At 46.5% G+C, this 13,824-nt stretch carries 11 protein-coding genes; 4 read left to right on the forward strand and 7 right to left on the reverse strand.

All coding sequences use genetic code 11. From position 1 onward, the window contains the following. The first annotated feature begins 18 nt into the window (after nucleotides 1-18). On the forward strand, nucleotides 19-1,479 hold the full coding sequence (locus BBC0178_RS01100; RefSeq protein WP_078038904.1) for a phospholipase D-like domain-containing protein: 1,461 nt from the start codon (nucleotides 19-21) through the stop codon (nucleotides 1,477-1,479). Between the two features lie 186 nt (nucleotides 1,480-1,665). On the opposite strand, the gene BBC0178_RS01105 is transcribed toward BBC0178_RS01100, so the two are convergent. Next, nucleotides 1,666-2,544, reverse strand: a complete 879-nt coding sequence (locus BBC0178_RS01105) for an endonuclease/exonuclease/phosphatase family protein (RefSeq protein WP_078038905.1) — start codon at nucleotides 2,542-2,544, stop codon at nucleotides 1,666-1,668. Nucleotides 2,545-2,764: 220 nt separating this feature from the next. Here BBC0178_RS01105 and BBC0178_RS01110 point away from each other — a divergent pair, with 220 nt between their 5' ends. Continuing rightward, the gene (locus BBC0178_RS01110) at nucleotides 2,765-3,124 is read left to right on the forward strand and encodes a DUF2794 domain-containing protein (RefSeq protein WP_077973394.1); all 360 of its coding nucleotides are present in this window, start codon (nucleotides 2,765-2,767) and stop codon (nucleotides 3,122-3,124) included. A 184-nt stretch (nucleotides 3,125-3,308) separates the two neighbouring features. Here BBC0178_RS01110 and BBC0178_RS01115 read toward each other — a convergent pair whose 3' ends face one another. The 3 genes from BBC0178_RS01115 to BBC0178_RS01125 all read right to left on the reverse strand — a co-directional run bounded on the left by BBC0178_RS01115 (nucleotide 3,309) and on the right by BBC0178_RS01125 (nucleotide 7,489). Next, nucleotides 3,309-4,079 carry a Bax inhibitor-1/YccA family protein gene (locus BBC0178_RS01115; protein WP_078038906.1) on the reverse strand — a complete coding sequence of 257 codons (771 nt, stop codon included), beginning with the start codon at nucleotides 4,077-4,079 and terminating at the stop codon, nucleotides 3,309-3,311. A gap of 165 nt (nucleotides 4,080-4,244) precedes the next feature. Then, nucleotides 4,245-6,803: an ABC transporter permease gene (locus BBC0178_RS01120; RefSeq protein WP_078038907.1), complete on the reverse strand. Its 2,559-nt coding sequence runs from the start codon at nucleotides 6,801-6,803 to the stop codon at nucleotides 4,245-4,247. After that, nucleotides 6,800-7,489 carry an ABC transporter ATP-binding protein gene (locus tag BBC0178_RS01125; protein WP_078038908.1) on the reverse strand — a complete coding sequence of 230 codons (690 nt, stop codon included), beginning with the start codon at nucleotides 7,487-7,489 and terminating at the stop codon, nucleotides 6,800-6,802. The genes BBC0178_RS01120 and BBC0178_RS01125 overlap by 4 nt, the downstream gene beginning before the upstream one ends. A 73-nt stretch (nucleotides 7,490-7,562) precedes the next feature. On the opposite strand from BBC0178_RS01125, the gene BBC0178_RS01130 reads away from it, so the two are divergent. Together BBC0178_RS01130 and BBC0178_RS01135 are read left to right on the forward strand one after the other, a co-directional pair. Further along, complete coding sequence (locus BBC0178_RS01130; protein ID WP_078038909.1) at nucleotides 7,563-8,282, forward strand: arylesterase; 720 nt, start codon at nucleotides 7,563-7,565, stop codon at nucleotides 8,280-8,282. Between the two features lie 181 nt (nucleotides 8,283-8,463). Further along, on the forward strand, nucleotides 8,464-8,967 hold the full coding sequence (locus tag BBC0178_RS01135) for an MmcB family DNA repair protein (protein ID WP_078038910.1): 504 nt from the start codon (nucleotides 8,464-8,466) through the stop codon (nucleotides 8,965-8,967). Nucleotides 8,968-9,160: 193 nt separating this feature from the next. Here BBC0178_RS01135 and BBC0178_RS01140 read toward each other — a convergent pair whose 3' ends face one another. The 3 genes from BBC0178_RS01140 to hrpB all read right to left on the reverse strand — a co-directional run bounded on the left by BBC0178_RS01140 (nucleotide 9,161) and on the right by hrpB (nucleotide 13,709). Beyond that, nucleotides 9,161-9,721: an ActR/PrrA/RegA family redox response regulator transcription factor gene (locus BBC0178_RS01140; RefSeq protein WP_077970019.1), complete on the reverse strand. Its 561-nt coding sequence runs from the start codon at nucleotides 9,719-9,721 to the stop codon at nucleotides 9,161-9,163. Between the two features lie 83 nt (nucleotides 9,722-9,804). Continuing rightward, entirely contained in the window at nucleotides 9,805-11,097 is a 1,293-nt protein-coding gene (locus BBC0178_RS01145; protein WP_078038911.1) for an ActS/PrrB/RegB family redox-sensitive histidine kinase, read from the reverse strand. 116 nt (nucleotides 11,098-11,213) lie between these two features. After that, entirely contained in the window at nucleotides 11,214-13,709 is a 2,496-nt protein-coding gene (gene hrpB, locus BBC0178_RS01150) for an ATP-dependent helicase HrpB (RefSeq protein ID WP_078040291.1), read from the reverse strand. Nucleotides 13,710-13,824: the final 115 nt, after the last annotated feature.

Below are 13,824 nucleotides of genomic sequence, written 5' to 3' on the forward strand. Positions count from 1 at the left end.
ATGAAAGTAACGTGACATATGCATGTGTTTATTGAAAATTATTGGCCGCATATCCTCGCCATATTATCTTTTTTTCTGGGGCTTGGTGCCGCAATTCATGCAACTATGACTAAACAGGAAGTTCGCACCGCGATCGGATGGGTCGGTGTTATCATGCTCTCTCCCATTTTAGGTGCTGTCATTTACGGTATTTTCGGTATCAACCGGATGCATAATAACGTCGTTTATAAACGGCATCGTCACGCTTGGGGAAAAGGCCGCCTGCGTTCCGGTAATTTCGATTGTTCCGATAGTTATATCCTGAACCGGTTCGGACGCCTTGCCATGCCGATGAAAAGACTGGGCGATCATGTAACTCCCGGGCGAATGACTTATGGAAATCACCTGACAGTTCTTGATAATGGCGATGAAGCTTATAGTGCAATGCTCGACGCAATCGGTGCAGCAAAACATTCCCTAATCCTTGAATGTTATATTTTTGATCGCGATAGTATGGGAGAGCTTTTCGTTAAAGCCTTGTCGGCTGCGGTGCGTCGTGGCGTCGAAGTGCGCGTTCTTATTGATGCTGTTGGCGCCCGTTATTCAATACCGTCTATCGTGCGCGATTTGCGGCGCGAAAAAGTTCCGGTTGCAGTCTTCAACGGAAATATCATTATCGGTTTAAGACTGCCTTATGCCAATTTGCGCACGCACCGAAAAATTCTTGTTGTTGACGGGAGCGTTGCTTTTACCGGAGGAATGAATATACGCGCCGGTTTTTCCCAGACATTCAGCGGCGAAAAGACAGCAGATGATACCCATTTTCGTGTAGAAGGTCCTGCTGTTGCCGATATTTTTTCAGTTGCAGCCAATGACTGGGCTTTTGCAACAAAAGAAAATCTGGATACAAAAATCTGGGCTATCCAGCCAGTTCAAAAGGTTTCCGATGAAGATGTCTGTATTCGCGTGGTCCCGACAGGTCCTGATCGCTTGATCGAAACCAACCAGCATATGTTGATCGGGGCATTTTCACTCGCTGAAAAGCATATCCATATCATGACACCCTATCTTTTGCCGGATCGCGAATTGATCAGCGCATTGGTTACGGCCGCCCGTCGTGGCGTGGAAGTGGATATTGTTGTTCCCGGAAATAATAATTTGAAACTCGTTGATCGGGCGATGCGTGCGCAGTTCGACCAGCTTTTGCGTGACGGGTGTCGTATTTGGCGTGCGAACGGCCCTTTTAATCATTCCAAACTCATGGCTATCGACAATCAGTGGAGTTATGTCGGCTCGTCAAATCTGGATTCTCGCTCTTTAAGACTCAATTTCGAAATCGATATGGAAATATTCGATGAGTCGCTTGCACATTATTTGTCAGAAAAAATCATTCGCGAAAGAGAAGACGCCCGCGAGGTAAAATTGGAAAATCTCGTCAATCGTCCCTTTTTGTTGCGTCTGATTGACAAAATTATCTGGTTGGGCTCACCCTATCTTTAGCACGAGAGCGCCGTCATATTTTTAAAATATATAAAACAAAGAGCCCGAGGCGATCAATTTGCGGGTCTGCCCCCACACCTTGCATCAGGCGAAAACTTTCGGCCAAAGGACAAAAACCGGAGCGCGGTAAAAACAGCGGAAAAATTCGATTGTCTTTAAAACCAGCCGTCGGTTTCTTGGCAAAATCTATCTTGTGGTCTGTTTTACCCGCTCTTTAAGCAGTTTTGTTGCCCCTTCAAGGTCGATTTCCGCCTTGATAGGCAAATGGTCGGAAGCGAGCCTTGCCAATGGCGAATTATGGATTTCTATGTTGGAAACAAGCTCGTGTGGATAAGCAAAAACACGGTCTAGCGCCAGAACCGGAAAACGGGAGGGAAAGCTTGGCAATGTGCCGAGCCGTAAATCAAAGAACGGAGCAAGGCTTTTAAGAGAGGATGTCCTGCCAAGTCGCCATTCATTGAGGTCGCCAATCATAATCGTCGGCATGATTTCGCGTTTTTCCAGAATGGACAAAATGAGTTTTGCCTGTTGAATTCTAGAATGATGTAATAGCCCGAAATGGGCTGCAACAATACGGATAAGCCCGAGAGGCATGTCGAGTTCGACAATCAGTGCACCACGCGGTTCAACGCCGGGCAGTTTCAGTTGGACAATATCTTTGACTTTACCATTGCGCATGAAAAGCGCATTGCCATGCCAACCAAGCCCTCGTGGAGACATGGTATTGATCGGCACACGTTCCAATCCGGTTTCCGACTTTAAAAGTTCCGGATCAAGCAAGCCTATTCTTTCGCCAAAACGCTTGTCGGCTTCCTGAAATGCCATAATATCGGGATCAAGTTCGGCAACGACATGGACAATTCGTGCGGGATCGAACACATTGTCAACGCCGACACATTTATGAATATTGTAGGATCCGACAACCATATCATAAGTGTCGCGATCGGCATCTTTCGGACGATGTCCATGGCGGTTGCGGACAGCCTGTAACAATCTGGTCTGGAGCGCTTTTTGATTTAATTGGCTTGGCCAATGGAATTTTTTATTTTTAAGGATATCCATCATTTTTTTCTGAAAGCAGAGTTGCCCCGCTCGAAAGCTTTAACCATAATATGAAGTGACAGCTTTGAAACTACAAGTTAGGTCGCTTGAAGTTGAAGACTATTACCATCTATTTTTTCATTAAACTATGATAAAAGATTTAATTGTTGCGAGAAAAATTGCGTAACCATTTAAAATGGGACAATATCTTCCGTAAACGGTGAAAGACAAAACTATGGCTGATATGAGCGACGATGAAGCAATAATAATCGAAGCTTTTTCACAGAATACTCACAGAAAACATTCAGGACCTGTTGCTTTCAACCGAATTGAACTGAATGCGATATTGCGTGTTTATGGTCAGATGGTTGCCGCCGGTGAATGGCGCGATTATGCGATTGACCATCTTGATGATAGAGCCGTTTTTTCTATATTTCGCCGTACTGCCGAGGTACCGCTTTATCGTGTCGAGAAAAATCCGAAATTGGCGAACCGACAGGGTGCTTACAGCGTCATTGCGGCAAGCGGTTTGATTTTGAAACGTGGCAAAGAACTTCGCAATGTTCTGAAAGTGTTTGACAAAAAACTTTTCAAAATTGTTTGAGCTTTTTTATTGGATTTATCTCTTTTGAAGAGCATCGGAAAACTGGTGCTCTTACGGTTTTCTATTCTATCGGAAAATCATAATTTTTGTTGGATTAGCAAATAGCAATGACTTTGAATTTTGCCAAAAGAAAACCCCGTCTTTAAGAAAGGCGGGGCTTAAAAATCGTCTTATATTCGAATTCTTAGGAGTTGCGATTCTGACCGAGGAATTGCAACAAGAAAACGAACATATTGATGAAGTCGAGATAGAGTGTCAAAGCACCCATCACAACCTTACGGCCGCGTGTTTCTTCGGCATCGCCTTCATAATACATAACTTTGATTGTCTGTGTGTCATAAGCGGTAAGACCGGCAAAAATAAGAACACCGATAATCGAGATTGCAAATTGCAATGCATTCGAGCCAAGGAACAAGTTGACAACCATGGCAAGTAGAAGGCCAATCAACCCCATAAACAGGAAAGACCCCATGCCTGTCAGATCGCGTCTTGTTGTGTAACCATAGAGTGAAAGGGCACCGAAAGAAGCCGCGGTGATAAAGAATGTCTGCGTAATGCTTGCAGGGGTGTAGCGCAAAATGATTGACGAAAGCGACAAACCGACGAGTGCCGCATAGACAAAAAACAATGCGCGTGCCGAACTTGTGCTCAACGACCCGATTTTGAAGCTTAGAAAGAAAACTGCAATAAGCGGAGCAAACATCACAACATATGCAAACGGTGAGTTATAGAACATAACACCGAATGATGACAGACGGACACCATTGGGTAATACAGCAGGTGTCGGATCGCTTGTTGTTGCAAGTGACGCAATAACAAACGCTGCAATACCTGTTATAACAAGCCCGATTGCCATCGCGTTGTAAACGCCTAGCATATAACTGCGCAGTCCCTGGTCAATGGAAGCATCGGCCTGAGTGACTGTCGTCGGGCGAAAGTTTCTGAAATCAGCCATATAAATAATCCTTTAGCTTGTGTTCCGGACGGTGTCGGTAAATGGTTGGAAAAACTGTCTTCCCCCATTTCAATCCCGGGCGCCGCTGGCGGAACCCCAGCATGCCTAACCGATATTATGGGCATTAATTTGATAAATTACAAGTCTTTCATTGTTTTCAATACATTACAATTCTTTAAGAAAACGCGATGGTTTTTCACTCAAAATGTGCCAGGTTCCAATGAGACCGAAACCGATTGTCAGGATAAGAGCGACAAGGACAACCATGACACCCGAGCCGAAGAAAAAATGGGTATTGGTTATCTCCATCTTATAATGGCCGATCATTGAACCGGCTATCGTTCCGGCAACAAATGCAAAAACCGCCGTTGCAAGTCCGAGAATTGTATATTCGGCAAGGTAGGCCTTGAGGAGCATTTTGCGGGTTGCGCCCAAGGTTTTCAAGACCACTGCATCATGGATACGTGACCTGTTGGTCGACGAAAGTGTGCCGACAAGGACAAGAATTGCGGCAAGAATTGCGATTGCGGATGATGCACGGATTGCAATACCGATTTCATCAACGATTTTTCTTGCGTCATCAAGAACCTGATGAACCGGTACGACCGTAATTGAAGGGAAACGATTTGCAATGTCGCGCATCAATCCCGCTTCATTGATAGTATGGTTTTTCCCCTCTTTGAAAGTTGCAAGGTAAACATGTGGTGCAGCTTGCAAAGCTTGTGGCGAAAAAATCATCACGAAATTCATATTGAATGAATCCCAATCGACATCACGGAAACTGGTAATGCGGGCTGTTATTTCCCGCCCCGACACATTGACAGTGATGGTATCACCAAGTTTCAAAAACAGCCCGTTTGCTTCCCTTTTGGAAACAGAAACCTCGATTGCATCACTTCTGTCATTTTTCCACCATTGGCCTTCCGAAAGCACGGTGTTTTCCGGCATAGCCGCCGAATAGGTAATATTCCGGTCACCGCGCAACACCCATTCACTTTCTTCTTTTATTTTCCTGTTCTTCACCGGTTCACCGTTTATTTTTGTGATACGGGCGCGCAATGTCGGCATGATCTTGAAACTTCCCGACGGATCCTGATGATGCAAAAAGTTTGAAAAATCGTCTGCATCACTTTTCAGAATATCCATAAAGAAGAAATCGGGAGCCTTTTCGGGAACAGAACCGGATAATTCCGATCTCAAATTGCTGTCGATTGTGGAAAGCGTGACAAGCAGTGTCAAACCGAGCCCGAGTGCGAGAACAACCGAAGGGGTAATGGATTGCGGCCGATAAATATTGGCTATAGCAACGCGCAAAATGGTTGAATGGACATGGGCGCATTTGCGCGCGACAAAAATAATGGACGAGGAAATCGCTCTTAAAACCAGAAAGACAATAATGACTGCGATGATAAATATGAAAGCAAGTTTTTTGTCGGAGGCTGTAGCGATTGCAAGAATTGCGGTTACGAGAAGCAATATTGCTGAAATGAGCTGCGCAGATTTATCCGACTTTTTGACTGTCGAAATGTCGAAGGGGCGAAGAAGCGTGGTTACCGAAATAAAGCGGGCCCGCGATAAAGGCAGTATCGCAAAGGCAGAAACTGTCAATAATGCAAAAATGACTGCAAGGATGAGACTGGTTGGTGAAAAATGCGCATGCCCGAAAAATGGCAAATAGTGACTGATGACAAAACTTGCCACAAAAGGAATGATTGCCGCGAAAACAAGCCCTATCACAATTCCAATGAGTGCGATGAGCATGATTTGTGAAAAATAAATTTCTTCAATGAAACGCGAACGCGCACCAAGTGCTTTGAATATGGCGATTACCTTGCGTTTTTTATCCATATAGGCACTGACAGAATTGGCAATGCCGACCCCTCCGACAACAAGCGCTGTAAGCCCGATAAGCGTAAGAAAACTGGTAAAACGTTCGATATTTTTTTGTAAAACAGGAGCAGCATCAACACGGCTGCGGATTGCCCAACCATTTTCCGAATAGTCTTTTTCCTGGTTATTCCGAAGGTTTTCTAAGCTGCTGTCAGACGGATTATCGAGTTTTATTCGATAGACAAAATTGTGCAAACTTCCGGGAACGATAAGACCCGTTTCGCGTAAAGCATCAATCGACATAAAAACCCGCGGCCCAAGCTGAAAGCCTTCCGACAAGAGGTCGGGTTCATCCTCGACGACTGCGCGAATTGTGAAGTCTTGATCGCCAATTCTAATTTTTTCACCAATGTGAAGCTGGAGCCGGTCAAGCAAAAGTTTCTGGATAGCAACACCAAAACCACCAGAACGTCTCTCATCTTTTCCGAACAATTCGTCGTTTGTGGCTTGAGGCGCGGTTTTCAATTTTCCATAAAGCGGGTAGAAGCTGTCGACAGCCTTAATTTCGACCAATGTGCCATCATTGGTATCCACACGTCGTGCCATAGAGCGCATGAGAATATTTTCGGAAACTTTTCCCTGGGCTTTGAAAAATGACAATTCTTTTTCATTTGCTTCGCGCTGTGTATGGCTAAAACGTATGTCTGCGGCTAGAATAACCTGCCCCTGATTTTTAATTTCATTGCTGATATTTTTTGAAACGCCATCCACCCCGCCAATGGCTGCAACGCCCAATGCAATCAGGCAAAGGAAAATATAAAATCCTTTAAGGCCGCTACGCATTTCTCTCAAACAGAAACGCCATGCCAGAAAAAGTTCCTGAAATCTTTTCATGCCGGCATCACGCTTTCATTTTCGAGGCGACCGTTTTTTACATGGATTTGACGTTGACAACGTGCTGCAAGGCCAAGGTCGTGGGTAACAAGCACAGTCGTCAATCCATGTTCTTTTGCGCGTTTGAATATGATGTCTGCAATTGTTTTACCGGTGTCGGCATCAAGATTACCGGTCGGTTCGTCGGCAACCAAGATACGGGGATTGGGGGCGAGTGCGCGGGCAATCGCAACGCGCTGTTGTTCGCCACCTGATAATGTTGCCGGATAATGATGAAGCCGCCCGCCAAGCCCGACGCTCTCAAGTTCTTTTTTTGCAATAGCGAAAGCTTCCTTGTTTCCCGCAAGTTCGAGCGGAACAGCTGCATTTTCCCAAGCCGTCATGTTGGGGATAAGTTGGAAGGATTGGAAAACAATGCCGATATTCTGCCCGCGAAAAATCGCTGCTTCATCCTCGTTCATCTTGTCGATGCGCGTATCCGCAATAGTTATTTCACCGCTATCAATTTTTTCAAGCCCGGCAAGCACCATAAGCAATGTCGATTTGCCGGAGCCGGAGGGGCCGACTATGCCCACGGTTTCACCTTGATTTATCGTAAGTGACAATTCCTTTAAAACGTGAACGCGCGAGCTTCCCTCACCCAGAGTAAGATCGATATTTTTCAGTTTAACGAGCGAACTTGCCACAAATAACTCCTGTTCTTATGCCATAAGCTGATTCAAAATATAACTATACTTCTCGTAAAGGAATTGAGAAATAATGTTGCGATCATTCATTTGCGCATTTATCGGCCTTTCTTTTGGCTGCATTGCGGGTTTACCTCTATTTGCTGAAGAAAGCGGGCAAATACAGGAACCGGCACGGGAAGACACTGAAACAACAGTTCTTGACGATGATTTGACGCCGCCACGTCCGTTCCAGATTGTCGGCTTTGGCGATAGTCTCATGGCCGGCTATAGACTTGCCGTCGACAAATCTTTTACCGCCGCCCTTGAAGCTACCTTGCAGGCAAAAAATTATAATGTTTCAATTATCAATGCTGGCGTTTCCGGCGATACAACGACAGGCGGGCGTGAACGTCTTGACTGGTCGGTACCCGAACAAACGGGGCTTGTCATTCTGGAGCTGGGTGCCAATGACATGTTGCGCGGCATAGACCCGAAAGTTACGGAAGATAATCTCGATTTCATGTTGTCACGATTGAAAGAGCGTAAAATTCCGGTCATATTTGTCGGTATGAAAAGCGCTCCCAACTATGGCAAGGAAAAAGCGCAGCAATTCGAGTCGATCTATCAACGTCTTGCCGATAAATATCATGTAGCGTTCTATCCTTTCTTTCTGGATGGCGTAGCAGGGCATCCGGATCTTCAATTGGATGATGGCAAACATCCCAATGAAAAAGGCGTTGCTATCATTGTCGAAAAAATGTTGCCGATGATTGAAAAGACATTGAATGAATTGGGCGTTCATCACCAATAATTTGGCATGAGTAAACAGGCATCGATAAAATCTGGTCTCTAGCATTAGGACAAACAAGAGAATTACTGGTAAACATGTTTACAAATTGCTGTCGCAAAGCTCGTATTAATCAACTGATGATACGCGCAAAACAGGAACTTGCGGGTAGGAATTCAAAAGGGAACAAGTAAACTTTCTCGTTATGCCGATTATCAATCTTCATAAGGAACATCCATTGGACGACGGGCGTCAATCAGAAAAAGCCCTGATGGTTCGCCACGGCGTTCAAAGACTTTTTTTGCGACTGGGTATTCCCGTTTTAAGCGAGTTGCCACTTGCCGACGGAAGGCGGGCCGACCTTGTCGGAATCACACGTAAAGGCGAGGTGATTATTGTCGAGATCAAATCCTCGATAGGCGATTTGAAAGCCGATCACAAATGGCCGGATTATCGTAGCCATTGCGACCGCCTCTATTTTGCCAGCCACAACGAAGTCCCGATGGAATTTTTTCCTGAAGATTGCGGGTTTATTCTGGCAGATGGCTTTGACGGCTATATTATGCGGGAGGCGCCGGAACACCGTATGTCGGCAGCAACACGCAAAGCCGTTATGTTGCGCTTTTCAAGGGTCGCAGCACGGAGACTTACCCGGGCCGAACTCGAAGGGTTTGATCTTGCGGGCGATGATGACGAAAAGGCCGGATGAATTCACGGGAAATCTGAAATCCGGCCGTTTACACCTCATAGTAATTCTATAGGATTCTCGGACAATTCCGGACATTCTTGGTGACAAGGTTTCGGCGAAAGATTACACGAGATTGCGCGCCGGAATAACCGGCATCAGAGCAGCACCGGCGCAGAAGTGCCAAGCGGCATTCCGGTTTTCGTCGATTATAATTTCAGCGCGGTGCACGCTTTGCCAGAATGCGTTGCAAGGTGCGCCGATGCATGTTGAGCCTGCGTGCCGTTTCAGAAACATTGCGGTCACACATTTCATAGACGCGTTGAATGTGTTCCCAGCGTACCCGATCCGCAGACATAGGATTTTCGGGAACAGGAGCTTTTTCACCGGCATGACGGGTAAGGGCTCCGAATATGTCATCGGCATCGGCAGGCTTCGAGAGATAATCGATTGCCCCGAGTTTTACAGCATTGACAGCGGAGGCAATATTGCCATAGCCGGTCAATACAATCATATGGGTGTCGGGGCGGATTTTACGAATTTCTTCAATGACATCAAGACCATTGCCATCGCCCAATTTCAGATCGACCACAGCATAAGCCGGTGGACTATGGCGTACATTGGCAATCCCGTCCTGCACTGATTCGGCCGTCGTCACGGTGAAGCCACGTGCTTCCATAGCGCGCGCCAAACGATGAAGAAACGGCTTGTCGTCGTCAACCAGAAGCAATGAAGCGTCAGCTCCGATCGCGTCCTGATCATGTGCAGTATCAGTCATGCAGTGTCCTTTGTTCGGTCGTTTTCAAAATGTACCTTCTGGTTGTCAACATTAGCCTTGACTGCGACAAAATGTCAAATCATCTAGGACTTGGTTAAGCCCTTTCGACTCCACGCCAGATAAACCTCTGCACCGAACTGTTTTTTCGGACTATTTCTGAAACGCAAGACTGCTCCCGATCTTTCGAGAAGTGTTTTGGCAATAAATAATCCAAGCCCCAATCCTCCGCCTTGACTGTCTGTGTGACGGCTTGTGGTATAGGGTTCGCCGATACGATCGAGAATAGACGGGTCATAACCGTGGCCATCGTCAATAATGGTAAGCGCTACATATTTTTCATTCCATTTATATTGGATGATGACTTTGCTGCGTGCAAAATCGACGGCATTTTCCAATAGATTGCCGAGGCCATAAAGTATGCCGGGGTTTCTTGGAAAAACCGGTTCTTCGCCAATTGTTTCACCCTTTTCGGTAACAATATCGATGCCGAATTCGCGAAGCGGTTCTGAAACTTCTTCTAGAAGTTCGAGAAGAGTGAGATGTGAAAGATGCTCTTCACCTTCACTGGAAAGTGTTGTCAAACGTTTCAATATATTCCGGCATCGTTCGGTCTGGCTTAACAGAAGGCTCAAATCGTCGCCGATTTCCGGATCATCCTTAAAACCGTTATACATTTCCTTGACGACAAGCTGGATCGTTGCAAGCGGGGTGCCGAGTTCGTGGGCTGCCGCAGCAGCTAGGCCATCCAGTTCGGATAGATGTTTTTCGTGCTGCATAATAAGTTCGGTCGCGCTCAATGCATCGGCGAGACTTCGGGTTTCTTCTGCAACCCTATAGCCATAGGTCGTCGTAAATATGAGAGAGGAAACAATTGCCGTCCAGATACCGTCAACGAGAAGCCTTGGCGTTTCAATTGTTCGTCCGGAATACCAGGGTAAAGGTTCCGAATAAGTCGAGAGAAAACTTGCCAGAATGATAACGAGCAGATTGAGAAAGATAATGTGTTTTCCGGGTAGAGATGTTGCAGATATGACCGCCGGAGCAATCAATAAAACCGAAAAGGGGTTTTGTAGGCCGCCAGTCAGATAAAGCAAAGCGGCATATTGCAAAATATCGACCCCCAGAATGGCCGTAGCAACATTGGAAGATAGCCGGTCATTGATCGAATAAAAGAATGTCAGAAAAATATTGAGCCAGATGGATGCACCGATCAATATTGCGCAGGGGACAATCGGGAACTTGAATCCGAGATAGACGGAAACAAAAGCAATCGTTATCGTCTGGCTGAAAATTGCAAGCCAGCGGATGCGAATAAGCGTTGTCGAACGCAAGCGGCGCGAATAGGTGGATGTGCGTCGAAAAAATTCCTTTTCCATCAATTTTGCCCTTGCCAATTTTGCCTTTGCGAAGTGAGCTTGTCTCTTTATTCGGAAAACCGGTCAAACGAAACAATGTTCTTTCATCATGTTTAAAGCCGATATTCGGCTTCATTTCAACTGCCGCGCGGTTTTGCACGCCGCGTCGGGAGTGCAGAAAGCGGATCTTCCGGCCACGGGTGTTTCGGATAGCGCCCGCGCATTTCAGCTCTTACATCCGCCCATGAACCGCGCCAGAAGCCCGGAAGATCACGCGTGATTTGTATTGGCCGGTGGGAAGGGGAAAGAAGTTCGAGAACAAGCGGTATATGCCCATCGGCAATGGAAGGATGTTGACTTAACCCGAATAATTCCTGAACGCGAACAGAAATGAGTGGTGCTTCCCCTTCATAATTGATCGGAATGTGAGACCCTGTCGGTACGGTAAAATGGGTCGGGGCTTTTTTGTCTATTTCGTTTTGAAGCTGATAAGGCACAAGCGATATAAGCCCATTATAAATGACTTTCCCGCTTATTGTATCAATCCGTGCTTCTCCGTGAAGAAATGGCAACAGCCAGTCGTCGAGCTTTTTTAACAGTTGTTCATCCGACATATCAGGCCATGGTCCGCCCAAACCACGGTGTAACCATTGAAGACGATGTCTTAATGCAATAGTTTCTTTTGTCCATGGGAGGAGATCAAGCCCGTAATGCCTTATAGCCTTGATCACAGCGTGATCGGCTTCTTCACCCGAGGGGAGGGGAAGCGGTTTTTCGCTTAAATTGATTGCTCCAAGTTTTTGAATTTCTCGTGCTCGGAAACAACGCGATTGCACATCGAAAGAAAGGTCTCTGTGGCGTTCTATTTTATCAGCCAGAACATTGCGGATTGTTTCTTCGTCGATTTTTGCAGCGGCAAGAACACGCGCCTCTTCGGCTTTTCCCATCATATCGGCAACCACCAGATAATCCGCTTTGAAAAAGCTTGAGAATTCATCAACGGCAACACCTCTTCCATTGGCAAGCAAAAAACGTCCCTTGTTGCCCCTTGCCTTTGCAACGCGGTCAGGCCAGGCCAAAAGTAGGAGCCGCCCTAAATGATCGACAGAAAGCGCGGCCGAATTTTCAAACCCGACTTTGCTTACGGGCCGACTATCGAGTGATTGTCTGTTAACAAGGCGTTGAACGAGCAAGCGCGCTTTTTTCGCCCTGTCGGATTTGTCAGTGCGGAATTTTTCAATTCTGCGCCCGATATCGTCGTCGTTTCCACCAAGTCCCCGTTCGGTCAATATAACGGCAATCTCGCTTGCCAAACGGGTCTCTTCTATGGTTTTTGTTTTGATAAGCATGGCAGACAGACGCACCGGCAAAGCCGTTTCACGCATCTTTTTGCCGATTGGTGTGATGCGGCCGGTTTCATCAATTGCATCAAGTTTTTTTAAAAGTTCGCGCGCTTCAACAATTTGAGGTTTTGGCGGCGGGTCAAGAAAGACAAGCTTTGATAAATCGGTAATTCCGAAGGCAGCACTATCAAGCACAAGGTTGGAAAGATCGGCTGAAAATATTTCAGGGGTCTGGAAATCCTGAAGCGATGAGGTTTGTCCTTCGTGCCAAAGGCGCACAGCAATGCCACGCGCTGTTCTCCCCGCACGACCGGCGCGCTGGTCGACCGAAGCGCGTGAAGCTCTCACTGTTTCAAGTCTTGTAACGCCTGTTGACGGTTCAAAAACCGGCACACGCGAAAGCCCGCTATCAATAACAACGCCGATACCGTCAATAGTAAGCGACGTTTCGGCAATGGAGGTTGCAAGAACAACTTTACGGTGCCCCTGATCAGCGGGTTTGATTGCTATATCCTGTTCTTTGATGTCCATGGCTCCGTAAAGAGGCGCAATGATCGTATTTTTATCAACCGTGTCGGCAAGCAATTGTGCGGTTTTTTTTATTTCTCTTTGTCCGGGAAGAAAGGCGAGAATACTTTCAGGCTGTGACGACAACCAGTGACGGATGGCTTTTGCCATAGCTTCTTCGATAGTGTCAGTCGCCTTTCGAGGTTGATAGACAATATCGACGGGAAAGCTTCGCCCTTTTGATTCAATGAGAGGTGCTCCCTGAAGGACTTTTGCAATTCTTGCTCCATCAAGTGTTGCCGACATGACAAGAATTTTTAAATCGGGGCGCAACCCCTCCATGATATCAAGCGTCAATGCCAAACCGAAATCGGCATCAAGACTACGTTCATGAAATTCGTCAAACAAAACGGCTGCCACTGACGATAGTTCGGGATCGTCGAGAACCATGCGTGAATATACGCCCTCGGTCACCACAACAATGCGTGTGCTTTTGGAGATTTTTTTATCAAAGCGCATGAGATAGCCGACAGTCTCACCGACTTTTTCACCAAGGCGGGATGCCATTTGTCGTGCTGCAGCGCGCGCCGCCAAGCGCCTTGGCTCAAGCAGGATGAGTTTTTTGTTTTTGCACCAGTCCTGTTTTAACAGATGAAGTGGCACGAGTGTGGTTTTTCCAGCACCCGGCGGGGCAACGAGAACAGCTTTACCATGCGAACCGAGAGCTTTGTCGAGCTCGGGAAGTGCTTCGGTAACTGGAAGGCTTGTGTTGTCTGCGGTCATAAGGTGTTTGTGGATAATTGCTGGCTGATCTTGAATGTGAATAAAAGAAATAGACTTTCGCATATGAAATGCCAATAAATAAAACAGTGCCGATAGTTAAAACGTTGGAGGCGCT

The organism is Ditibartonella apihabitans (genome assembly GCF_002007485.1).
Taxonomy (GTDB): domain Bacteria; phylum Pseudomonadota; class Alphaproteobacteria; order Rhizobiales; family Rhizobiaceae; genus Bartonella; species Bartonella apihabitans.

Bases quoted from the DNA above. Each gene is read 5' to 3' on its own strand.
- BBC0178_RS01100 (WP_078038904.1), top strand. From the start codon at position 19: ATGCATGTGTTTATTGAAAATTATTGGCCGCATATCCTCGCCATATTA.
- BBC0178_RS01105 (WP_078038905.1), bottom strand. From the start codon at position 2,544: ATGATGGATATCCTTAAAAATAAAAAATTCCATTGGCCAAGCCAATTA.
- BBC0178_RS01110 (WP_077973394.1), top strand. From the start codon at position 2,765: ATGAGCGACGATGAAGCAATAATAATCGAAGCTTTTTCACAGAATACT.
- BBC0178_RS01115 (WP_078038906.1), bottom strand. From the start codon at position 4,079: ATGGCTGATTTCAGAAACTTTCGCCCGACGACAGTCACTCAGGCCGAT.
- BBC0178_RS01120 (WP_078038907.1), bottom strand. From the start codon at position 6,803: ATGAAAAGATTTCAGGAACTTTTTCTGGCATGGCGTTTCTGTTTGAGA.
- BBC0178_RS01130 (WP_078038909.1), top strand. From the start codon at position 7,563: ATGTTGCGATCATTCATTTGCGCATTTATCGGCCTTTCTTTTGGCTGC.
- BBC0178_RS01135 (WP_078038910.1), top strand. From the start codon at position 8,464: ATGCCGATTATCAATCTTCATAAGGAACATCCATTGGACGACGGGCGT.
- BBC0178_RS01140 (WP_077970019.1), bottom strand. From the start codon at position 9,721: ATGACTGATACTGCACATGATCAGGACGCGATCGGAGCTGACGCTTCA.
- BBC0178_RS01145 (WP_078038911.1), bottom strand. From the start codon at position 11,097: ATGGAAAAGGAATTTTTTCGACGCACATCCACCTATTCGCGCCGCTTG.
- hrpB (WP_078040291.1), bottom strand. From the start codon at position 13,709: ATGACCGCAGACAACACAAGCCTTCCAGTTACCGAAGCACTTCCCGAG.